Source organism: Acidithiobacillus sp. AC3, assembly GCF_050261095.1.
In the GTDB taxonomy this organism is placed as follows: Bacteria; Pseudomonadota; Gammaproteobacteria; order Acidithiobacillales; family Acidithiobacillaceae; genus Igneacidithiobacillus; species Igneacidithiobacillus copahuensis.
Genome location: NZ_CP189838.1, coordinates 1372755 through 1394262 on the forward strand (window position 1 = coordinate 1372755; position 21508 = coordinate 1394262).

General features: G+C 59.9%; 26 protein-coding genes. 1 reads left to right on the plus strand and 25 read right to left on the minus strand.

Annotated features, from left to right (window positions below; translation table 11 throughout):
* Positions 1 to 10: 10 nt before the first annotated feature.
* The 24 genes from ispC to ACQAYK_RS07055 all read right to left on the minus strand — a co-directional run bounded on the left by ispC (position 11) and on the right by ACQAYK_RS07055 (position 19819).
* A complete protein-coding gene (gene ispC / locus ACQAYK_RS06940) occupies positions 11 to 1174 on the minus strand; it encodes a 1-deoxy-D-xylulose-5-phosphate reductoisomerase (protein WP_215871082.1) in 1164 nt (387 codons plus the stop codon).
* Positions 1171 to 1971 carry a phosphatidate cytidylyltransferase gene (locus tag ACQAYK_RS06945; RefSeq protein WP_215871081.1) on the minus strand — a complete coding sequence of 267 codons (801 nt, stop codon included), beginning with the start codon at positions 1969 to 1971 and terminating at the stop codon, positions 1171 to 1173. The genes ispC and ACQAYK_RS06945 overlap by 4 nt, the downstream gene beginning before the upstream one ends.
* Positions 1956 to 2720, minus strand: a complete 765-nt coding sequence (gene uppS / locus ACQAYK_RS06950; protein WP_226827042.1) for a polyprenyl diphosphate synthase — start codon at positions 2718 to 2720, stop codon at positions 1956 to 1958. The genes ACQAYK_RS06945 and uppS overlap by 16 nt, the downstream gene beginning before the upstream one ends.
* 3 nt (positions 2721 to 2723) lie before the next feature.
* Positions 2724 to 3284, minus strand: a complete 561-nt coding sequence (gene frr, locus ACQAYK_RS06955) for a ribosome recycling factor (RefSeq protein WP_215871080.1) — start codon at positions 3282 to 3284, stop codon at positions 2724 to 2726.
* Positions 3281 to 4009, minus strand: coding sequence for a UMP kinase (gene pyrH, locus ACQAYK_RS06960; RefSeq protein ID WP_215871079.1), 729 nt, complete (start codon positions 4007 to 4009; stop codon positions 3281 to 3283). The genes frr and pyrH overlap by 4 nt, the downstream gene beginning before the upstream one ends.
* On the minus strand, positions 4009 to 4878 hold the full coding sequence (tsf, locus tag ACQAYK_RS06965) for a translation elongation factor Ts (protein WP_483167359.1): 870 nt from the start codon (positions 4876 to 4878) through the stop codon (positions 4009 to 4011). Before tsf ends, pyrH begins: the two co-directional genes overlap by 1 nt.
* Positions 4879 to 4909: 31 nt before the next feature.
* Complete coding sequence (gene rpsB / locus ACQAYK_RS06970; RefSeq protein WP_215871077.1) at positions 4910 to 5665, minus strand: 30S ribosomal protein S2; 756 nt, start codon at positions 5663 to 5665, stop codon at positions 4910 to 4912.
* A gap of 163 nt (positions 5666 to 5828) precedes the next feature.
* On the minus strand, positions 5829 to 6443 hold the full coding sequence (locus ACQAYK_RS06975) for a DedA family protein (protein ID WP_215871076.1): 615 nt from the start codon (positions 6441 to 6443) through the stop codon (positions 5829 to 5831).
* Positions 6444 to 6458: 15 nt separating this feature from the next.
* Positions 6459 to 7967 carry a Ppx/GppA phosphatase family protein gene (locus ACQAYK_RS06980; RefSeq protein ID WP_215871075.1) on the minus strand — a complete coding sequence of 503 codons (1509 nt, stop codon included), beginning with the start codon at positions 7965 to 7967 and terminating at the stop codon, positions 6459 to 6461.
* 5 nt (positions 7968 to 7972) lie between these two features.
* Positions 7973 to 8683: a phosphate signaling complex protein PhoU gene (phoU, locus tag ACQAYK_RS06985; protein ID WP_215871074.1), complete on the minus strand. Its 711-nt coding sequence runs from the start codon at positions 8681 to 8683 to the stop codon at positions 7973 to 7975.
* A gap of 14 nt (positions 8684 to 8697) precedes the next feature.
* Positions 8698 to 9459 carry a phosphate ABC transporter ATP-binding protein PstB gene (pstB, locus tag ACQAYK_RS06990; RefSeq protein ID WP_215871073.1) on the minus strand — a complete coding sequence of 254 codons (762 nt, stop codon included), beginning with the start codon at positions 9457 to 9459 and terminating at the stop codon, positions 8698 to 8700.
* Between the two features lie 45 nt (positions 9460 to 9504).
* The gene (phoR, locus tag ACQAYK_RS06995; RefSeq protein WP_215871072.1) at positions 9505 to 10857 is read right to left on the minus strand and encodes a phosphate regulon sensor histidine kinase PhoR; all 1353 of its coding nucleotides are present in this window, start codon (positions 10855 to 10857) and stop codon (positions 9505 to 9507) included.
* On the minus strand, positions 10854 to 11597 hold the full coding sequence (gene phoB / locus ACQAYK_RS07000) for a phosphate regulon transcriptional regulator PhoB (protein ID WP_215871071.1): 744 nt from the start codon (positions 11595 to 11597) through the stop codon (positions 10854 to 10856). The genes phoR and phoB overlap by 4 nt, the downstream gene beginning before the upstream one ends.
* 22 nt (positions 11598 to 11619) lie before the next feature.
* Positions 11620 to 12684 (minus strand): tRNA 2-thiouridine(34) synthase MnmA, encoded by a 1065-nt coding sequence (gene mnmA, locus ACQAYK_RS07005; protein ID WP_215871070.1) that lies wholly within the window; start codon positions 12682 to 12684, stop codon positions 11620 to 11622.
* Between the two features lie 9 nt (positions 12685 to 12693).
* Positions 12694 to 12888, minus strand: coding sequence for a Fe-S cluster assembly protein IscX (gene iscX / locus ACQAYK_RS07010; RefSeq protein ID WP_215871069.1), 195 nt, complete (start codon positions 12886 to 12888; stop codon positions 12694 to 12696).
* Positions 12888 to 13226, minus strand: a complete 339-nt coding sequence (gene fdx, locus ACQAYK_RS07015) for an ISC system 2Fe-2S type ferredoxin (RefSeq protein ID WP_215871068.1) — start codon at positions 13224 to 13226, stop codon at positions 12888 to 12890. The genes iscX and fdx overlap by 1 nt, the downstream gene beginning before the upstream one ends.
* On the minus strand, positions 13223 to 15094 hold the full coding sequence (gene hscA / locus ACQAYK_RS07020; RefSeq protein ID WP_215871067.1) for a Fe-S protein assembly chaperone HscA: 1872 nt from the start codon (positions 15092 to 15094) through the stop codon (positions 13223 to 13225). The genes fdx and hscA overlap by 4 nt, the downstream gene beginning before the upstream one ends.
* 25 nt (positions 15095 to 15119) lie before the next feature.
* Entirely contained in the window at positions 15120 to 15701 is a 582-nt protein-coding gene (gene hscB / locus ACQAYK_RS07025) for a Fe-S protein assembly co-chaperone HscB (protein ID WP_483167360.1), read from the minus strand.
* A 31-nt stretch (positions 15702 to 15732) separates the two neighbouring features.
* A complete protein-coding gene (iscA, locus tag ACQAYK_RS07030) occupies positions 15733 to 16056 on the minus strand; it encodes an iron-sulfur cluster assembly protein IscA (protein ID WP_215871066.1) in 324 nt (107 codons plus the stop codon).
* Between the two features lie 9 nt (positions 16057 to 16065).
* Positions 16066 to 16467, minus strand: a complete 402-nt coding sequence (iscU, locus tag ACQAYK_RS07035; RefSeq protein WP_215871065.1) for a Fe-S cluster assembly scaffold IscU — start codon at positions 16465 to 16467, stop codon at positions 16066 to 16068.
* A 24-nt stretch (positions 16468 to 16491) separates the two neighbouring features.
* Complete coding sequence (locus ACQAYK_RS07040; RefSeq protein ID WP_215871064.1) at positions 16492 to 17745, minus strand: IscS subfamily cysteine desulfurase; 1254 nt, start codon at positions 17743 to 17745, stop codon at positions 16492 to 16494.
* Positions 17746 to 17756: 11 nt separating this feature from the next.
* Positions 17757 to 18245 carry an Rrf2 family transcriptional regulator gene (locus tag ACQAYK_RS07045; RefSeq protein WP_215871063.1) on the minus strand — a complete coding sequence of 163 codons (489 nt, stop codon included), beginning with the start codon at positions 18243 to 18245 and terminating at the stop codon, positions 17757 to 17759.
* 51 nt (positions 18246 to 18296) lie between these two features.
* Positions 18297 to 19037, minus strand: coding sequence for a serine O-acetyltransferase (cysE, locus tag ACQAYK_RS07050; protein ID WP_215871062.1), 741 nt, complete (start codon positions 19035 to 19037; stop codon positions 18297 to 18299).
* Entirely contained in the window at positions 19037 to 19819 is a 783-nt protein-coding gene (locus tag ACQAYK_RS07055; protein ID WP_215871061.1) for an RNA methyltransferase, read from the minus strand. The genes cysE and ACQAYK_RS07055 overlap by 1 nt, the downstream gene beginning before the upstream one ends.
* Before the next feature lie 26 nt (positions 19820 to 19845).
* On the opposite strand from ACQAYK_RS07055, the gene ACQAYK_RS07060 reads away from it, so the two are divergent.
* Positions 19846 to 20637 carry an inositol monophosphatase family protein gene (locus ACQAYK_RS07060; RefSeq protein WP_215871060.1) on the plus strand — a complete coding sequence of 264 codons (792 nt, stop codon included), beginning with the start codon at positions 19846 to 19848 and terminating at the stop codon, positions 20635 to 20637.
* Positions 20638 to 20640: 3 nt separating this feature from the next.
* On the opposite strand, the gene ACQAYK_RS07065 is transcribed toward ACQAYK_RS07060, so the two are convergent.
* Positions 20641 to 21507, minus strand: coding sequence for an ATP-binding protein (locus tag ACQAYK_RS07065; protein WP_255789448.1), 867 nt, complete (start codon positions 21505 to 21507; stop codon positions 20641 to 20643).
* Position 21508 lies beyond the last annotated feature (1 nt).

The following is a 21508-nucleotide window of genomic DNA, read 5'->3' on the forward strand; positions in this document are numbered from 1 at the left end:
CGATTCCGCCTCAGGCCGCACCCGCCAAAGAAATGGCTTGCCGTGCCTGCACCCGCGCCTCCGCATCAATGGCCATGACGGCATCTAGATCCGCAGGTGTGGCTGGTTGATAGGCTTCCAGTGTTGCCGCGACAACCCGCGCAATCCCGGGGAAGGAGAGCTCCCCATCGAGGAAGGCCTGCACGGCGATCTCGTTTGCGGCATTGAGTACTGCGGTGCTGGCCGATCCCCCGGCAATGGCCTGAAATGCAAGAGCCAGGCAGGGAAAGCGCTGCAGGTCTGGTTCCTCAAACTGCAGAGCCGGTCCACGCGCCAGATCCAGGGAGGAGACACCGCTCGCGATACGCTCGGGATAGGCCAAGGCATGGGCAATCGGCGTACGCATATCCGGGTTCCCCAATTGCGCCAGCACCGAGCCATCGAGATATTCGACCATGGAGTGAATGATGCTCTGCGGATGAATGAGCACGCTGATCCGATCCACTTGCAGATCAAAAAGCCAGCGCGCCTCGATGACTTCCAGGCCCTTGTTCATCATGGTCGCCGAGTCTACGGAGATTTTGCGTCCCATGACCCAGTTGGGATGGGCGCAGGCCTGATCTGGCGTGACGCGTTGCAGTTCAGCCAAAGGTGTTTGTCGAAACGGACCACCGGAGGCGGTAAGAATGATGCGACGCACTCCGCGCTCGTCCCCAAAGCATTGGAAAATGGCGTTGTGCTCACTGTCGATGGGGAGCAGCGTAACCTGATGGCGGCGGACTTCCGCCATGAACAGTTCGCCCGCCATAACCAGACATTCCTTGTTGGCGAGGTAGACCTTCTTGCCCGCGCGCACCGCCGCAAGGGTTGGGAGCAAACCGGCAGCACCCACGATGGCTGCCATGACCTCGTCGACGCCGGGATAGGTGACGGCTTCCTGCAGGGCCTCTTCTCCGCCTGTTACCTCGATGCCAGGTTGGTCGGCCAGCGCTTCCCGAAGACGGCGGGCGGCGGCGGCATCGCGCATGACGGCCAGTTTTGGCTGATATTGGCGGCACAGCGCGGCCATTTCCTCGACTCGCCGGTTTGCGGTCAGCACCAATACATGGAAGCGCTCCGGGTGCCGGGCCAGTACATCGAGGGTGCTCTTGCCAATGGAACCGGTCGCGCCGAGGATACAAATTCCGCGAGTCATACTTTCCCCCAGTAAATCAGTATGCTGACAAATACTGGCAGCCCGGCCGTCATCGCATCGATGCGATCGAGGATGCCCCCATGGCCAGGCAAGAGCTGACCGCTATCCTTTTTTCCGGCGGCGCGCTTGAGCAGGCTCTCAAAAAGATCTCCCAACACCGCAAATATGGCTACCACGAGGCCCAGTCCGGCCCCCGACACCAGGTCCAGTGGCCGCCAAGACCAAAGCCACCCTGCCCCCAGTGTGCCCACAAGCGCAGCGCCGAGCAAGCCACCCCAGAGTCCGGCCCAGGTCTTGCCCGGACTGAGCCGGGGGACGAGACGCGTTTTACCGAAGCGCTTTCCGGCAAGCATCGCCAGCACATCGGTCATGACGACGATGGCAAGGCCCCAGAGTAACAGGATGGGGTGCCGAGCCTGCAAATACACAGCCAGCCAGAACGCCGGCAAAAGCACTGGCAGTGCCGCCCAACGCAACCAGCGGGACGCAAAGATCTCGCGCCGCACCACCCTTGCCAGCAACGCCGCCGCCAAGAACCAGAAGGCAACTCCCAGTAGTGCCACTACGGCCGGCCAATTGCCGTGCATCGGCCAGAACACTCCGGCTGCCAGCAGGAAAAGAGCGGCACACGCCGCCCAGAAGCCGGGCCAGCGCAGGGCGGTCAGCTGCGCCCATTCCCGAGCCGCGAGTCCCAGAAAGAGGCTCAATATGGAGAGAAAAAGCCAGCGATTTCCGTACAGGAGCAGCGGAACGAAGAATGTCAGCAGGACGAACGCGGTGATCAGTCGCTGGCGCAAGCATCTTCCTGAACTTGATCGCCGGTGCGGCCAAAGCGTCGCTGGCGTTGGGCAAAAGATTTGAGCGCAAGATCCAGGGCATTGCCGTCAAAGTCCGGCCACAGTGTCTCGGTAAAATAGAATTCGGTGTAAGCCAACTGCCAGACGAGGAAATTGCTGATGCGTTCTTCGCCTCCAGTACGAATGAGCAGATCCGGCTCCGGACTGTCTGCCAGACACAGCTCAGCGGCGATGTCTTCTTCACTGAGGGCGTCCAGGCTACGCCCGGCCTGCAGACATTTGGCGGCTGCTCGTTTGCTGGCCCGAGCGATGTCCCAGCGACCGCCATAATTTACCGCAAGGTTTAGGGTCAAACGGCGATTTCCGGCGGTAAGACTCTCCGCATCCCGAATCAGGGTTTGCAGGTCTGCAGCCAGATGGCTCTGATCACCAATGATGCGCAGACGCACGCCATTGTCATGCAACTTCTTTGCCTCTCGCCGCAACATCAAGCGAAAGAGATTCATCAGCAGGCGCACCTCAAGGGGCGGCCGTCGCCAGTTTTCCGTGCTGAAGGCAAAGAGGGTGAGATGCGCGATCTGCGCATCGACGCAGCGTTGCACCATCTCGCGCACGATTTCCGCGCCACGCCGGTGTCCGGCAACACGCGGGAGGTGCCGGCGGTAGGCCCAGCGGCCATTGCCATCCATGATGATGGCAATATGCTGTGGCCGTTGCTTGGCCAGTTTCTCGACGTGGCTCAAGGACAAGACTCAGACCTCCATCAGATCTGATTCTTTTGCCTCGATCACGCCCTCGACCTCATCAATGAAGCGGTCAGTGAGCTTTTGAAACTCTTCCTCTGCCCGCCGCTCTTCATCTTCAGAAATCAGTTTGTCTTTGAGAAGATTCTTGATCTGGGTAATGGCATCCCGACGAATGTTGCGAATAGCGACGCGCGCGCCCTCGCCCTCCGCCCGCACGATCTTGGCCATTTCCTTGCGCCGTTCCTCGGACAGTGGTGGCAGCGGCACCCGCACATTGTCCGACCCGGCAACGGGGTTGAGCCCCAGGCCGGCATCACGAATCGCCTTATCGATCTTGGGAATCAAATTCTTCTCCCAAGGGGTCACCACCAAGGAGCGAGCGTCGGCCACGCTTACCGAAGACACCTGCGACAAGGGCGTCGGACTGCCGTAGTAATCCACCTCTACAGCATCCAGAAGTGCTGCATTGGCGCGCCCGGTGCGCAGCCGCGAGAGCTCGGTCTTGAGCGACTCGATGCTCTTTTTCATCCGCGTTTCCGCGTCCTTCTTCGTTTCTGCAATACTCATGATACCGCACTCCGTACCGTAGTGCCCTCTTCCTCGCCCTGCAAAACGCGCAACAAGGCGCCGGCCTTGTTCATGGAGAAGACCACTATGGGCATATCATTATCACGACACAAGGTAATTGCCGTTGCGTCCATCACCTGTAAGCCCTGTTCCAACACCTGATCAAAGCTCAGTTCGCGGTAACGCATGGCATCGGGGTTGCTGACCGGATCATCGGTGTAGATACCATCCACCTTGGTGCCCTTGAGCACCAGCTCCGCATTGATTTCCACGGCACGCAAGCTGGCAGCGGTATCTGTGGTGAAGAAAGGATTGCCGGTGCCGGCAGCAAAAATGACTACTCGCCCTTTTTCCAGATGGCGAATGGCGCGTCGGCGGATATAGGGCTCGGCAACCTGTTCGATATGCAGGGCCGATTGCACCCGCGTTGGCAGACCCAGATGTTCGAGGGCATCCTGCACGGCCAGACCATTCATGACCGTGGCGAGCATGCCCATGTAATCCGCCGTCGCCCGATCCATGCCTTCTGCGGCTTTCGCCATGCCGCGAAAGATATTACCCCCGCCGATGACTACCGCCACTTGCACGCCGGCGTCGGCCACCTCTTTGATTTCGGCAGCCATCCGCTGCACTACCGCACGATCGACGCCATACTGGCCGTCGCCCATCAGGGCCTCGCCACTCAGTTTGAGCAGAACCCTTTGGTATCGCAGCGGGGCCTCCATCAGCTACCCCGGACCTGAGCCATGACCTCGCTGGCAAAGTCCGCTGTGGGCGCCTTCTCGATGCCTTCGCCGACCTCGAAGCGGGCGAACTCCAGTACCGTGGCATTGCCGGCTGCGTTGAGCAGATCGCCAACCGTCTGGTCAGGATTCTTGACAAAGGGTTGACCGGTCAGCGCAATCTCGTTGAGGAACTTGCTCATCCGCCCGGAAATCATCTTCTCGATGATCTCCCGTGGTTTGCCAGAGTCTGCCGCCTGGGCAATGAGAATTTCCTTTTCCTTGGCAACCCGCTCGGCTGACACGTCCTCCGGCTTCACCACTTCGGGACGGGAGGCTGCCACATGCATGGCCAGGTCGCGCCCGAGCTCTTCCGAGGCATCTCCTGCGATGGCGACCAGCACGCCAATGCGGCTGCCATGCTGATACGTTCCAACCCGACCGGAATCGACGCTCATGTGTTGTACCCGGCGCAGGGCAATGTTTTCGCCCAGCTTGCTGACTAGGCTCTTGCGGGTCTCTTCGATCTCGCCAGCCTCCAGATCTTCCAGGGCTGCAGCCTGCGCCAGAGCGGTTTCTGCACAGCGCCGGGCAAAGGCAACAAAGTCGTCGTTCTTGGCGACGAAATCGGTCTCGCAGTTCAGCTCGACAATGACCGCCTTGGTTTGATCGGCGCTACTCGCCACGGTAACCACGCCTTCTGCCGCAACCCGACCCGCCTTTTTGTCGGCCTTGGCCAAACCGCGCTTGCGCAACAGATCGATGGCGGCATCCATGTTCCCGTCGGCTTCGCTCAGCACGGTCTTGCATTCCATCATGCCCGCACCGGTGCGCTCCCGTAGCTCCTTGACTTGCTGTGCCGTAATGGCCATCTCTTACCCCTTAATTCTGCAAAGAAAAAGATCAGTCGGCAGTAATCTCGATGATATCTTCATCGACTTCGACAAATTCGTCGAGCAGATCACTCTCCACCCCTTGGCGTCCGGCCAAAATGGCATCGGCAGCCAGACTGGCATACAGGCGGATGGCGCGACCGGCGTCGTCATTGCCAGGGATGGGATAATCGATCAGATCCGGATTACAGTTGCTGTCCACCACGCCGATCACTGGCACCCCCAGCTTCTTAGCTTCGGCAACGGCAATATTCTCGTGGCCGACATCGATGACAAAGATTGCATCCGGCACGCCGGTCATGTCCTTGATACCACCCAGACTACGCTCCAGCTTTTCCAATTCACGCTGCAGGTCGAGGGCTTCTTTTTTGGTGAGCTTTTCAATGGTGCCATCACTGCGCATCTGCTCAAGTTCTTCCATGCGCCGCAGGGACTGACGAATGGTCTTGAAATTGGTAAGGGTGCCCCCGAGCCAACGTTGATTGACATAGAAGGCGCCACAGCGTTTCGCCTCTTCGGCGATCACGTCGCGGGCCTGGCGCTTGGTACCCACGAACAGTACCCGACCGTGCTTACGCGACAACTGCTCGAGAAAGTTCAGAGCGGTGCGCAGCATCGGCAGGGTGTGTTCGAGGTTGATGATATGGATTCGGTTGCGCTCGCCAAAGATGAACGGCGCCATCTTGGGATGCCAATAACGGGACTGATGCCCAAAATGAACACCCGCTTCGAGAAGAGCGCGCATGCTTACGGAAGGACTGGTCATGAAAAACTCCTGAGACTTGGGTTGATAGCCGCCACCGACCCCCTGTCTGCCATCCCTGAGGACACCCGGCAGCAGGTGCGGATCGATGTGTGAATTGGCCCCTGCGGGCCTGCGGCGGTTTATATCAAAAAAGCCGCGGCGCGGCAATGTGCTCTCTTCTTCTTCAGTCGTCCGAGCGTTTTCCCCTCTGCCGCCAGACAAAATACGCCACGACCATCGCAAGCAGGATCAGAAATCCAATCTGCACATAGCGTAACTCGCGGAGGATGAGGGGGAGCGAGGCGGCCAGGAGATAACCGGCGGCGCTGATGAGAATGGCCCAAAGCAGGGCAGCGATCGGATTCATCCACAGATACCGGCGCGGATGATAGCGATGTACACCGAGGAGGATAGGAGTGATGGTACGGGTACCATAGATAAAGCGAAACAACAGGGTGATACCATCACCAAAGCGGCGAATCAGACCTTCGGCACGGCCAACGTGGCTTCGCAAAAACCTCGGCAGCCAGGAAATGAGACGCTCCCCATAGCGATAGCCCAGGAGGTATAGAATCTGATCATTGAGAGTACTGCCAGCCCAGGCGGCCAGCACCACGCCTGGCCAGGACAAAATACCGGCGTGGGCCAGGGCACCGGCAATCACCACCACGGCCTCGCCTTCGAACAGCGTCCCCAAAAAAAGGATTCCGTAGCCATAGCGCCGCAAGAATTCGCTGACGTCCGCTAGCGTTACGGGGGTGTAGCCAAGATGGGCGAGCAGCCAGTTGAGGAGTTCCAAGCCGTAGGTGAAATATCAAAAAAGGAGTTGGAATTCAGGCGCCAACTGATCCCTTTCCTGCTCTAGCTCGGCACGCAGGAGCGGTGCCTGCCGTTGCCAGTCGTCGGCAAATTGCAGCTGCAGGGTCTTACCCATGACCATCACTTCCGGCTTGGTCACAAGCTCCCCCGCTCCGCGCTGGAGCAGAATGGCAAGGCGCAGGATGATCGCGAGCTTTTGCAGGGCAGGAAGATCCTCTGCCGCGATACCGAAACTCTGCAATTGGACGCCACTGGGTAGCTTTTTTCGCTGCAGGCGAACCAGGGTGGCAATCAGGTTTTGTTCGCGCTGGGAAAACCCCGCGATGTCGCCGTTACGCCAGATATATTCCCCATGCTTGTGAAAGCCCGAATGGGCGATGTCCAGGCCAATATCGTGGGTCAGAATTGCCCAGCGTAGCCAGCGTTGATGAAGGTCGGCGAGCTCCCAGTCCCTCGCGGTGGCAGCAAGTATCCGTGCGGCCCATTCGAGGACCTCGGCATTCCGTTCGCGTTGGCTATGAAAGCGCTCTTGCAGCCCCCGTACGCTGAGTTCCCGGCTATCCTCGTGATGGATCCGGCCCAGTAGATCGTAGATCGCGCCTTCCCGCAAAGCGCCCTCGGAGAAGCGCATCTCCTGCAACTGCAAAGAGTCGAAAACTGCCGACAGAATGGCGAGGCCGCCAGGAAAAACGGGTACTCGATCGCCCTTCAAACCCGCCAAGCGGGAAAGGGCGCGGAAGCTGCCCAAGGAGAGCAGCTCCTCTTGCAGCCAACGCAACCCCACCGCCGTGATCCGCGGACCCCGGCCATTTTCCTGGAGAATGCGGGCAATCGCTTTGATAGTACCGGAAGAACCGACAGCCTGATCCCAGCCAAAGCGACGATACTCTCCAAGCACAGGCTCAAGGGCCAGGCGCACGCGCCGCTGCAGGGCGGCAAAGGCATCGCGGCTGATTTTTTCGTCAGGGAAATACTCCTGCGTCGAACGCACGCAACCAAAATGCAGGCTTTCCCGGATGCCAGGGCTAAAGCCTCGCCCCGCAATAATCTCTGTGCTGCCACCGCCAATATCGACGACCAGCCGCCGCTCCTCCGGGGCAACCGCCAGACTGTGGGCTACCCCCAGATAAATGAGGCGCGCCTCTTCCCGTCCGGCAACGATTTCTGCGGGAACGCCGAGGGCCGTTTCGATTCTGGCAAGGAAGTCATCGGCGTCGCGCAACATCCGAAGGGTATTGGTGCCAATGACGCGAATGCGCTCCCGGGGCACGGAACGTAGCCGCTGCCCAAAGCGTTGCAGACAGTCGATGGCACGATCCGCAACCTCGGACCGCAGTCCACCGTCTGGACGCAACCCTTCTGCCAGACGCACGCCTTCTCGCAGGCGATCGAGTAGACGGAGATCACCACCCACCTCTTCGGCAATGACCATGTGGAAAGAGTTGGAGCCCAGATCAACGGCGGCCAGAAGATTTTGCTGCGGCAGACTGTCGTCACTGGGCATGAGATTCAATCCTGAAACTGTTGGCGAACTTCCTCCAAGGGAATATGACGGACGTTGACGCCTTTGACAAGGTAGATGACATACTCGCAGAGGTTACGCGCATGATCACCCACGCGTTCCAAAGCCTTGGCTACGAAGAGGGCGTCGATAGCCGGGGTAATGGTGCGCGGATCTTCCATCATGTAGGTGATCAGGCGGCGCAACGCAGCGCGGTATTCCTGATTGAGCTCCTCGTCACCCTTGGCGATCTCCAGGGCAGCATCCGCATCACCATTGGCCAGGGCGTCCATGGCGCGACGAAGCATTCCCAGGGCATAGTCCCCCATGGTTTTGATATCCCGCAGAAAACGGCCATTGATACTGGCGCTGCTGCGTTGCATCGACAGCGCCATGCTGGCGATCTTTACCGCCTTGTCTCCGATCCGTTCGAGGTCGGCAATGGACTTGATCAGGGTCATTACCAAACGTAGGTCTCCAGCCGCTGGCTGACGCCGGACCAGGATGTTGATGCACTCCTCTTCGATGCGTAGCTCATAGCCGTTGACGACGTTGTCACCACCGACGACTTCATTGGCCAGTGACTCGTCCTGCTGCAAAAGCGCCGTCAAGGCGTTGCGCATCTGCTCTTCGACGACGCCCGCCATGCGGTGTACGAGCTCATGCACTGCATGAAGTTCATCATCAAAGCGTTGCGAAACATGGGGATCTGAATTCATAGCAAGGAACCTCCTCAGCCATATCGACCGGTAATGTAATCTTCCGTCTGCTTTTTTTGCGGGTTGGTGAACAATTGCTGCGTGGGGCCATACTCAACCATCTCGCCGAGATACATAAACGCAGTATAATCAGAGACTCGCGCTGCCTGCTGCATGTTGTGCGTCACGATCAGCAGAGTGAAATGCTCGCGCAATTCTGCCACCAGTTCCTCGATCTTCAGCGTCGCAATGGGATCCAGTGCCGAGGTGGGTTCGTCGAGAAGGATGACCTCGGGACGCACAGCCACGGCGCGGGCGATGCACAGGCGTTGCTGTTGGCCACCCGAAAGGCTGAGGCCACTCTTCTTGAGGTTGTCCTTGACTTCATCCCAAAGCGCCGCTTGCCGCAAGGCCTGCTCTACCCGCTCGTCGAGTTCCACCTTGCGCAGCTTCTCATAGAGTTTGATGCCAAAAGAAATATTGTCGTAAATAGACATCGGGAATGGGGTGGGTTTCTGGAACACCATACCCACTCGAGCACGCAGCAGATTCACATTGTAGCTGGGGGAGAGGATGTCCTCACCATCGAGCAGTACCTGCCCGGTCGCCCGCTGCCCTGGGTAGAGCGAGTACATGCGATTGAAAACCCGCAACAGGGTCGACTTACCACAGCCTGATGGACCGATGAAGGCGGTTACCTGGTTCCCCGGCAGATCCAGATTGATGCCTTTCAAGGATTTGTTGTCGCCGTAGTAAAAATCGAGATTGCGCACCGCAATTTTCGCGTTTTCCGTCACAAATAGCTCCCCGAGACCGATCCTGCCCGGCAGTATACCGGACAATTATGACACTTTGATGACATGCGCTTCCTCATCGTCTTGCCAGTAGTTCCCACGCCGCGCCAGATCCATAGGGAACAAGACGGTAAATTCTGAGCCCTTTCCCACCTCGCTACGCACGCGCAGGCTACCAGCGTAACGCTCCGCGGTGTGGCGAACGATCGAGAGTCCCAGACCGGTGCCCCCTACCCGCCGGGAGCGCCCTTTGTCCACCCGGTAAAAACGCTCGGTGACGCGCTGCAGATGTTCGCGCGATATGCCATCACCAGTATCACGCACGCTCAGCATCAGCCGACCGTCCCCCGCCGTCCAGCGCACATGGATATCGCGACCTGACGGCGTGTACTTTACGGCGTTCTCCAGGAGATTCTGGACGATGCTGTGAATATCCAGCGGTTCGGCCCAGAGCGCCAGACCAAACTCCAGGTCCAGGTGCAAGGAGAGTCGTTTTTCCACGATCGATGTCATCAGGCTTTCCCTTGCGCGCTCCACCATCTGCGCGACAAAAACCGTTTCACAGCGCTGTGGATCGGGCTCGGCACTTTCGATTCGGGCCAGAGACAGCAGGTTTTCGACCAGCGACTGCATCCGTTTACCCTGCTCTTCCATGAGACGCAGCTGTGGACCTACCTCTTCGTCCTGCCCCAGGGGGCCATCGAGAAGGTTTTCGAGAAAACCCTGAATCACCGTCAACGGACTTCGCAACTCGTGGGATACGTTAGCGACAAAATCTTGCCGCACCTGTTCCAGCTGCCGCAGGCGGGAGACATCGCGAAACAGGACCAGGGTCCCCGCGTCTCCCAGGGGATAGCGTAACGCCTCAAAAACCGCCTCCGGCCGGTCCGGAAACTGCAGGGAGAGATTGCCAGGGCCAGCGCCAACAAGAAATTCCTGGATGTGCGGCAGGCGGAGCCAGAAAGACAGCGGCTTGCCCAAATCCTCCGGCCAGTGCAGGTGGAACAGCTCGACCGCGGCCGGATTCATCCACAACAGGCGTCCTTCTTCATCCATCAATACCAGCGCGTCGGGTAAGGTCTGCAAGGCGTCGCGAAGTTGCATGATCTGCTGATTGAGCTGCTGCTGGCGGATTTCCTGATGCCGCCGCCAGTGATAGCCCTCGGCAAAGGTTTCTTCCCAGATGCCGCTGCTCATCGGCGGGATTCGCGTCGTTTTCTCCCGAAACCAGACGCGAAAGCGCAGGGCCTCTTGTCGGTGCCAGCCCACCCAGAGGGCATAAAAGATGACGGAAGCCCAAAAAAAAGAGATAAGAGAAGTGCTAGGTGCCCCGAGAAAGTTCCACGCCAGTAGCATCGCCAGAGGCAGCAGGGCGGGAACCCAGGCGCGCAGATGGTTCATGGCGCTTCGCTGGCGAGTTCTGGGCTTTGTGGCAGGGGATTGCAGCGATAGCCTTCTCCCCGCACCGTCTCGATGATGTGAGCGTAGTGGACCTTTTCAAGGCAGCGGCGCAGGCGGCGGATATGCACGTCTACGGTACGCTCTTCGATATAGGTCTGACGCCCCCAGATGAGATCGAGCAGGGCATCACGGCTATACACCCGGTCGGGATTGGTGACAAAGAGGCGCAGTATACGGAACTCCGTGGGCCCCATTGGCACATGACGGCCGTTCAGGGTAACGCGATGTGCCGTGACGTCGATACTGAGTTCGCCAATCTGTACCCGATTGGGGCTAAGGCCACCGTAACTGCGGCGCAACAGAGCCTGCACTCGCGCTACCAGCTCTCGCGGCGAGAAGGGCTTGGCGAGATAGTCATCGGCGCCGGACTCCAGACCATGCACACGATCGCCCTCTTCCCCACGGGCGGTAAGCAAAATGATGGGGAGACCCTGTAGCTTGTGCCGCCGCCGGAGATTGCGACACCAGGCAATACCGCTTTCCCCGGGGAGCATCCAGTCGAGAATGATCAGATGCGGCACTGGATCATGGAGAAGGTCCTCGGCTGCCTCGACGCTTCCTGCACAGGACACTGCAAAGCCATGCTTCTGCAGGGTCAGGCGAAGGAGCTGCTGGATGCCTTCTTCATCCTCCACTACGAGGACCCGAAAGATTTGCTGCTCGTTGCTTTCCTCAGCCATATCAACGCTCCCGTGGAAGCAATCATTCTGACGCAGAATCGGCAGAAATGCCAAACTCCGCAATGATGCCCCCACCCAGCAGGCGCTCGTCCTGGTAACAGACTGCCGCTTGCCCGGGGGTAACCGCGCGCTGCGCGGCGTCGAGAAGCAAAGAGGCTTCTCCGCCCTGCCCCAGGCGCAGGGTTGCGGCGACGGGCGGCGCGGCGTAACGCAGTTTGACGGTTACGCGCTCTTCTCGATCAGGTGAAAGCTCAGCAAGCCAATTGCACTCGTGGATACGCAACTGGTCCTGATACAAGTATTCTGCGGGTCCCACGCGCACCTGATCGCGCTTGGCATTTACTGCGAGGACATACAAAGGCACCGCACTGCCACCACCGATTCCCCGCCGTTGACCGACGGTAAAGTTGATGACGCCATCGTGGGTACCAAGTACCTCGCCCTGCAGATTGACGATATTCCCTGGGCGCCCGGATACCCCCTGTTCCCGCAAGAAGCTGCGATAGTCACCGGCAACAAAGCAGACATCCTGGGACTCCTGCTTGCCGGCCACCGGCAGCGCACGCGCCTTGGCGATGGCGCGCACTTCCTCTTTGCGTAAGGCACCAAGGGGAAAGAGCAAGCGCGGCAACAAGTCCCGCTCGATCGCATAGAGAAAATAGGACTGATCTTTGCGTTCATCGACGCCGCGCCAGATTTCCGCCGCCGCAGAGCGAACTTGACGCACATAATGACCCGTTGCCAGGTAGTCTGCGTCGAGCGCGTCTGCCTCCTGCCAGAGAGCGGAAAATTTCAGGACCTGATTACAGCGGGTACAGGGATTGGGTGTGCGGCCCTCCTGATAGGCAGCGATGAAGGGATCGACGATTTCGCTACGAAAGCGCTCCCGGTAATCGAGCACCTGATAGGGAATGCCGAGCTGAGCACAGAGCTCGGCGGCGTCTTCGATGTCTTTCTCGTCGCAGCAGCGACTTTTCGGCCACAGCCGCATGGTCACGCCCAACAGATCGTGGCCGGCCTCCTGCAATAAAGCAGCGGCCACGGCGGAATCGACTCCGCCCGACAGGGCGACCACCACCCGCGCCACGAGGCGTCCTCAGTCGCGCTCGGACAGCCAGGCCATCTGGATAGCCTCCAGGATGCGCTCGTTGGAAGCCTCTGGATCGTCTTCAAAATCAGTAAGTTCCACGATCCAGCGGTGCAGATCGGTAAAGCGCAGGTGTTGCACATCGGCGTCTGGGTGCGCTTCGTCCAGCGAGATAGCGATTTCTTGCGTGTCGGTCCAACGCATCAGTGACGCTCCTTTTCCAGGTTGATGGTGTACTTGGGGATCTCGATCAGCAGATCGGTCTCCGCCACCTTGGCCTGACAACTCAGGCGCGAGCAGGGTTCCAGCCCCCAGGCGCGATCGAGCAGATCCTCTTCTTTTTCCTCGGCGGGCTCGAGGCTGTCAAAGCCCTCACGCACAATCACGTGGCAGGTTGTACAAGCACAGGACATCTCGCAGGCATGCTCGATATGCAGGTCATTGCGCAGCGCTGCATCGATGATGCTTTCGCCAGGCGTAGCATCGATCTCTCGCCCTTCCGGGCAGATTTCGGCATGGGGTAAAAATCGGATTTTCGTCATTTCTCGCTCCACTCGTCGATGGAATGGCCCGCCATCGCTTTGCGCACGGCTTGATTCATGCGTCGCTCGACAAGCACCTCGGCTGCCTTCTCGACCGCCTCAGCGGCATGATCGATCGCGGTGGCAGAATCACCGCCCAGAGCATGCAGCAATTCGGCCCGCGCCGCGTCGATCCCGGCGCGTTCGTCAGACTGCAACAGACTGCCGTCTTGGGCCAGGGCCGCATCCAGCGCCTCCCGGACGCGCTCGCCCTCGACCCGGGCTTCGGCAAGGCGCCGTTGCTCGATGTCCTCTTTGCCATGGGCGATGGCCTCCCGCAACATGCGGGTAATCGCCGCATCGTCCAGACCATAGGACGGTTTGACCTGCACCTCGGCGCGTACGCCGGTGCTCGCCTCTTCTGCACTCACCGCCAACAGACCATCTGCATCCACCTGAAAGGTGACTCGTATCCGCGCCGCCCCGGCGGTCATCGGCGGGATACCGCGCAGACTGAAACGGGCAAGAGAGCGATTGTCTTCCACCTTCTCCCGCTCTCCCTGCAGAACGTGGATGCTCATCGCCGTCTGCCCGTCTTTGAAAGTGGTGAACTCCTGTGCCTTGGCAACCGGGATAGGGGTGTTGCGTGGAATGATCTTCTCCACCAGGCCCCCCATGGTTTCCAGCCCCAGGGACAGGGGCAGCACATCCATGAGGAGCAGATCGTCGCTCTGATTGCCAACCAGGGCGTCGGCCTGGATGGCGGCACCCAGGGCGACGACCTGGTCGGGATCGATATCACAGAGCGGCTCCCGTCCGAACAGTTCAGCGACCAGGCGGCGCAACAGGGGTACCCGGGTGGCACCTCCAACCAGCACAACTCCGTCGATTTCTTCCGGACGAATATGGGCATCGCGCAGGGCCCGGCGGCAGGGCGCAAAGCTGCGACGAATAACCGGTTCGATCCAGCTCTCAAGTTGCTCGCGCCGCAGATGCCACTGCACGGCTTTGCCACTTGGCAGTACCAGCTCGACACTGGCTTCCTCCAGGCTACTCAGGCGCTCCTTGATGGCGCGCGCGGCGAGCAGCACCTGTCGCTGCCAAGCAGGACTACTGTCTCCCTGTTCGGCGAAATGCGCCAGGATCTGTTCGGCAATCAGGCGATCCATGTCATCACCGCCCAGGGCGGCGTCACCAGCCGTCGCCAGCACCTCAAAGACACCCTTCTGCAAACGCAGCAATGACAGGTCAAAGGTGCCCCCGCCCAGGTCATAAATGGCGAAGAGTCCCTCCGCTCCCTTGTCGAGGCCATAAGCCACTGCTGCTGCGGTAGGCTCTGCCAACAGGCGCAAGACGTTGATCCCCGCCAGCCGGGCGGCATCCTTGGTGGCCTGGCGCTGGGCATCGTCAAAATAGGCGGGGACGGTAATCACCGCTCCGGTCAGTTCACCCCCCAGACTCTCCTCCGCCCGCTGGCGCAATATGCGCAGAATCTCAGCGGAAACTTCCACCGGGGTCTTTTCTCCCTGCACAGTTTGCAGGCGGACCATGCCCTCGCCAGCAAGCACCTGATAGGGCAAGGCCCCCGCCAGGGTCTGCAATTCCTCCGCTCCGCGGCCCATCAGACGCTTCACCGAGGCAATGGTATTGTGGGGGTCGGCGGCGGCCTCCGCGCGGGCCTCCTCACCAACGCGAACCGTACCATCGGCACGATATTGCACCACCGACGGCAGGAGATAGCGCCCCTGAGAATCACGTAACACCGCGGGTTGGGCAGAGCGAATCGTCGCGACCAAAGAATGGGTGGTCCCGAGATCGATCCCCACCGCCAAGCGATGTTCGTGGGGGGCGGTAGACTGCCCAGGTTCGGCTATTTGTAACAACGCCATGCAAGCTCCTCAGCGCGAGTGGGCTTCAGGCGAAATCCCACCGCTCTTCGTATTGATCGATTTCTACGAGAAATTTGCGCAGATACTGCCACTCCTGCAGGAGCGGGGCAATGCGCCCGGCCTCGGGCGCAGTGAAGGACGCAGCAAGCTGCTCCTCGATTTGTTTTTCCTCGGCATGTGCCTCGGCACGCAGACGCTCCAGAGCTGCCTGATCCCGCACGGCTGCGGCTTCTTCCAAGGCCTCACGCCGCTCCATCTGGCGCATCAGGACTTCTGGGTCGCGCAGGCTGCCCATCTCCTCGCCTAACGCGGACTGGCCAAAGTGACGGGAAAAGAGGTAATCGCCGCGACGTAGCGGATCACCCAACACCGCCTGTGCCTCATTGAGGCGTGTAGTCCACTCCAGCGATTGCCGTTGCGTGCGTCCATCGGCTTGGGCAAAACGATCGGGATGGACAGCGCGCAGACGCTCGAGTGCAGCCGAGCGCAACGCTGCCGGATCGATGACGAAGCCCTCGGCCAAGCCCAGGATGGCAAAGAGGGAGAGAGAGGGATCAAACGGCTGCAACGCCCCACACTGCGGGCAAAGGGCCGCGCCCGCCTCCATCTCCGCCTGACAGACAGCACACCGGGTCATGTCAGACGGTAAAGCTCTCGCCACAGCCGCAGGTGTCCTTCACGTTGGGATTGTTGAAGCGGAACCCCTCGTTCAGACCTTCGCGGGTGAAATCCAGCTCGGTACCGTCCAGATACAGCATGCTCTTAGGATCGACGAAGACCTTGACGTCATCCTGCTGGCAAACAATATCTTCCGGCTGCGGCTGATCGACAAATTCCATGACATAAGACAGGCCGGAACAGCCACTGGTCTTCACGCCGATGCGAATCCCCTGTCCCTTCCCGCGCTTTTCGATGCTCTTGCGCACCTGCCGCGCTGCGGCAGACGTCATCGTCAGTGCCATCGCTCTACCTTAGTGAGTTTCGCTGGAGCTAGCGCCGGACTTCTTGCGATAGTCCTCGATCGCCGCCTTGATTGCATCTTCGGCCAGCACAGAACAGTGGATTTTGACCGGAGGCAATTCCAGTTCTTCCGCAATCTGGCTGTTCTTGATGGTCATCGCTTCATCCAGGGTCTTGCCCTTCACCCACTCGGTGACCAGAGAACTGGAGGCGATGGCGGAGCCGCAGCCGTAGGTCTTGAACTTGGCGTCTTCAATGATGCCCTGTTCGTTCACCTTGATCTGCAGGCGCATGACGTCGCCGCAGGCCGGCGCGCCAACCATGCCGGTGCCCACACCCGCATCTTCCTTACCAAACCCACCCACATTCCGGGGGTTCTCGTAATGATCAATTACCTTTTCACTGTATGCCATGATTTGTCTCCCGTTATCTCAGAATCAATGTGCCGCCCACTGCACGGAATTCAGGTCGATGCCTTCCAGATGCATCTCCCACAAAGGCGAAAGCTCCCGCAATTTGCCGACCTTCGCAGCCACCAGGGCGATGGTCTCGTCAATCTCTTCTTCGGTGGTATAGCGGCCGATACCGAAGCGGATGGAACTGTGCGCCAGCTCGTCGGACTTGCCCAATGCACGCAGCACGTAGGAGGGTTCCAGACTGGCCGAGGTACAGGCCGACCCGCTGGACACTGCGATGCCCTTGAGTGCCATGATCAACGATTCCCCCTCGACGAAGGCGAAACTCAAGTTCAGGTTATGCGGCACGCGATGTTCCATATCACCATTGATGTAGACTTCGTCCACCCGACTCATGATGCCCTCCAGCAAGCGATCGCGGAGCTGGCGAATGCGTCGGCTATCACTTTCCATGCTGCGTACGGCGAGTTCCGCGGCAGCACCCATGCCAACAATCTGATGCGTCGGCAAGGTACCGGAACGCATGCCACGCTCATGTCCACCGCCGTGAATCTGCGCCTCGATCCGCACCCGCGGCTTGCGCCGCACGTAGAGGGCACCGATGCCCTTGGGCCCGTAGATCTTATGGGCAGACAGACTCATCAGATCTGCCTGGATGGCGTCGACATCGACCGGGACCTTACCAAGGGCCTGCACCGCGTCGACATGAAAGACGATCTTGTGCTCGCGCAGGATCTTGCCAATCTCTTCCATTGGCTGGATCACACCGATTTCATTGTTCACGAAGAGGATCGAAGCGAGCACCGTATCCGGCCGCAGAGCCGCGCGGAAGGCTTCGAGATCGACCAGACCATTTTCCTGCACGTCGAGATAGGTGACCTCGAACCCTTCCCGCTCCAGTTGCCGACAGGTGTCGAGGGTTGCCTTGTGCTCCGTGCGCAACGTCAGGATGTGCTTCCCTTTGCCAGAGTAGAAATGCGCGGCGCCCTTGATGGCGAGGTTGCTGGCCTCGGTCGCCCCGGAGGTCCAGACGATCTCCTTGGGATCGGCATGAATCGCATTTGCCACTTGCGCACGCGCCTTCTCAACCGCCTCTTCGGCAGACCAGCCATAACTGTGCGAACGGCTTGCGGGGTTACCGAAGTTCTGCGTCAGGTACGGCAACATCGCCTCGACGACCAGAGGGTCGACCGGCGTCGTTGCCTGGTAGTCCAGATAAATCGGCCGTTCCCGTACTGCCGGGCTTTGTACCAAGTCTGCCTGCACTGCACTCATATTCACCTCGCTTACCCATGGGCCGGACGTTGCGGACGTCCGCGCTCCGTCATTCGTATCGGCAAAGAACCTTGCTGCTGCAACTTTTGTCGTTGTTCGCGAACCAGTTGCGCAAGGGTGATGCCACTCAGGAAACGGCTGATTTCTTCTCCCAGCGCTTCCCAGAGATCGTGCGTCAAACACTGCTGACCCTCACCCTTGCAGCACTGCACCGGATCACCGCCGCACTGGGTAGTGTTGATGGACTCATTTACCGCGCGGATGATCTCATCCACCGGTACATTCGTACCTGCTGCGCCAAGGCGATAGCCACCGCCCGGACCACGCACACTCTCCACCAACCCCTGCTTGCGCAAGCGCCCAAAAAGCTGCTCCAGATAGGCCACAGAGATCTGCTGACGCCGGGAAATGTCGGCCACCGTCACCACCTCGTCCTCGGCATGCAATGCAAGGTCGAGCATGGCAGTTACCGCGTAGCGACCTTTGGTCGTCAGTTTCATCTCTGTAAACCTCCTGGTTGGGTACGTATCCTACTATCCCTACTGAATTAGTCAACTATTCTGCGCAGGGGTTCCCTCACCCTGCGTTTCCAAGGAACACTCCGGACTTTTCTCGATCTGGATGTCGTCTGCCTGGGGCCGCAGCTCGGCCAGCTGGGCGCGCAGCTCGGCCAGTTCTTTGTCCTGATGGTGCATGTGTTCGAGCATGCACTCTACCGCCCGCGCAACGGGATCGGGCATCTGCCCGGTCAGACCGTAGGCCTCGAAGTGGCGGTCACCGGCATCACTCTTGTTCACCACACGACCCGGGATGCCGACTACCGTCGCGCCCTCGGGCACGTCTTTCACCACCACGGCATTGGAACCGATGCGGGCATTGTCACCGACCCGAATGGGCCCGAGCACCTTGGCACCGGCACCGACAATGACACCGCTACCCAAGGTGGGATGGCGCTTGCCCGGCTGCCAGGAGGTACCGCCCAGGGTAACGCCGTGGTAGAGCGTACAGTCGTCACCGATCTCTGCGGTCTCACCAATGACCACCCCCATGCCATGGTCGATGAAGAAGCGGGCACCGATCTGCGCGCCCGGGTGAATCTCGATGCCGGTCGCCCAGCGGGCGATACCCGAAAGAATCCGCGCAAGGAGGCGCCAGTGATGCCCCCAGGCCCAGTGCGACACGCGATAGAGCAGCAGCGCATGCACCCCTGGGTAGGTGAGGAGCAATTCAAAGCGATTACGCGCCGCTGGGTCGCGCGCAAAAATGGAATCGAGATCATCACGTAGAGACATCAATCTTCCTCAGGTGCGGTGCGCGTCGCCCAGCGCGAGATTTCCGTGAGGATACCGCGCAGGATGTCGACTTCATTACGGCTTGGATGAGCACGATCAAAGAGACGGCGCAGGCGGCGCATCATGTGTTCTTCCCGGGGCGCTTGCAAAAACCCAGAGGCCAGCAACACCGTTTGCAGCTGGCCATAAAATCCTTCGCGATCGGCGACACTGGCCTCCAGCTCGGGCAACCCGTCCACCACTGGGGTGGGAGATCTGCTCGCCATCTGCAGTTCATAGGCGATGATCTGCACGGCCTGCGCCAGATTGAGCGAATGGTAGAGATCGCCCGTAGGAATTTGGATCAGGGTCTGACAGAGGTCCAGCTCGGCATTGCTCAGACCACTGCTCTCCCGGCCAAAGAGCAGCGCCACCGGCGCCTGCGCCGCTTGCGTCACCATCGCCAACGCCGCTTGCCGGGCGTCCAGCTGTGGCCACTGAATGTGACGATCGCGCGCCGTGGTGCCATATACGCGCTGGCAGTCGCCAATGGCATCCTGCAGATCTGCATGCACCTGCGCGTCCACGAGAAGATCCTCGGCGCCCGAGGCCAGAGCCGTGGCGTCGGGGTGAGGAAACTGGCGCGGCCGTACCAGCGCCAGTTGGGTAAGACCCATGACCTTCATTGCCCGCGCCGTCGCGCCAATGTTCCCCGGATGGCTGGGCTCTACCAACACCACGCGGATCTGCGGCAGCACCGCCGCACCGTGCAGGGTGCCCCGCTTTTCTCTATACTCGTTCATGTTTTGAATTCCGAGCCAAGGTTGTCATGCAACATCCCATTCTTGTAACCGCGATCCGCGCCGCCCGCAAGGCCGGCGACATCATCAGCCGCAGTATCGACCGCGTCAACGAAGTGCGGGTCGCCAGCAAAGGTCCGCACGATTTTGTGACGGAAATCGACCAACGGGCCGAGGCGGCCATTGTCGAGATCATTCAACGGGCCTACCCCGAGCATGGCATCCTTGCCGAAGAGGGCACGCGCGTCGAGGCCGCGGAGTACGAGTGGGTCATCGATCCCCTCGACGGCACCACCAATTTCATACATGCCGTGCCGAGTCTCGCCGTCTCGATTGGCGTGCGCCGTCATGGCCGGATGGAGCATGCCGTCGTCTATGACCCGCTGCGCAATGAGCTCTTTACCGCCAGCCGTGGCGGTGGTGCGCACCTCAACGATCGACGCCTGCGCGTCAGCCAGCGCAAGGACCTCGATGACAGTCTGATTGCCACGGGCTTCCCGTTCCGGGATTTCAGTTATCTCGACCAATATCTTTCCATCTTCAAAAACCTGATGCAGAGGACTGCCGGACTGCGCCGCGCCGGTTCGGCCGCCCTCGACCTCGCCTATGTGGCTGCAGGTCGTTACGATGGCTTCTGGGAGTTCCACCTGAAACCCTGGGACATTGCCGCTGGTATCCTGTTGATTCAGGAAGCTGGTGGACTGGCCACTGATTTTCACGGCGAGCAGAACTTTTTCGAATCGGGAAATATCGTCGGCGGCAATCTACGCATTCACGCGTTGCTGCTGCAACAGATCCAGAAAGAACTGCCCGCTGCGTAGATCTCAGGCCGGGTCTTGCAGACCCCGGCTGCCTACCCAATGGCGGGCGAAATGCTGCGCCACCCGGCCGCTGCGCGAGCCCCGTTGCAAGGCCCAGCGCAGGGCCTCTTCCCGCCACTCGTTTTCGCTGTCGTCATTGTTCAGCAACTGCAAATGCTGGCGCACAATGGCGAGGTATTGTTTTTGATCAAAGGGATAGAAGCCGAGCCAGAGGCCAAAGCGTTCCGACAGGCTGATCTTCTCTTCCGCCGTCTCGCCAGCGATGATCTCTTCGCCGTGGCGATGATATTCCTCGTTGTCGGAAAAATGGCGCGGTAGAAGATGACGACGGTTGCTCGTGGCATAGAGCAAGACATTACTCGGGCGTGCCTCCACTCCGCCATCCAGCAGCGATTTCAGGGAGCGATAGGCGGGATCGTCGGAGCCGAAGGAAAGATCATCACAAAAGAGCAGAAAGCGATATTTTTCTTCCGCATCCGCCTCGGCAATGGCGGCCAGGATCTCCGGCAGATCCAGAATGGCCTGACTGTCGATCTCCACCAGACGCAGCCCCTCGTCCGCGTAGGCATGTAGCAGCGCCTTGACCAACGAGGATTTGCCAGTGCCGCGCCCACCCCAAAGCAGAGCGTCATTGGCTGGCAAGCCGGCAACAAACTGGCGGGTGTTGGTCTCTAAGGTCTTTTTGATGTCCTCGATCCCCAAGAGGCTATCGAGGCGCGGCAGGTCCAGCCGCGCCAGCCCCTCCAGATGGCCGCCAAGGCGTTGACGACGCCAGCGCGCGGCCAGGTGCCGCCCAAAGTCGGGCAATTCCATCTTCTGCTGCTGCCCGAGGGCCCGCAGCAACGGCAGCAACCATTCTTCTTGTTCCACT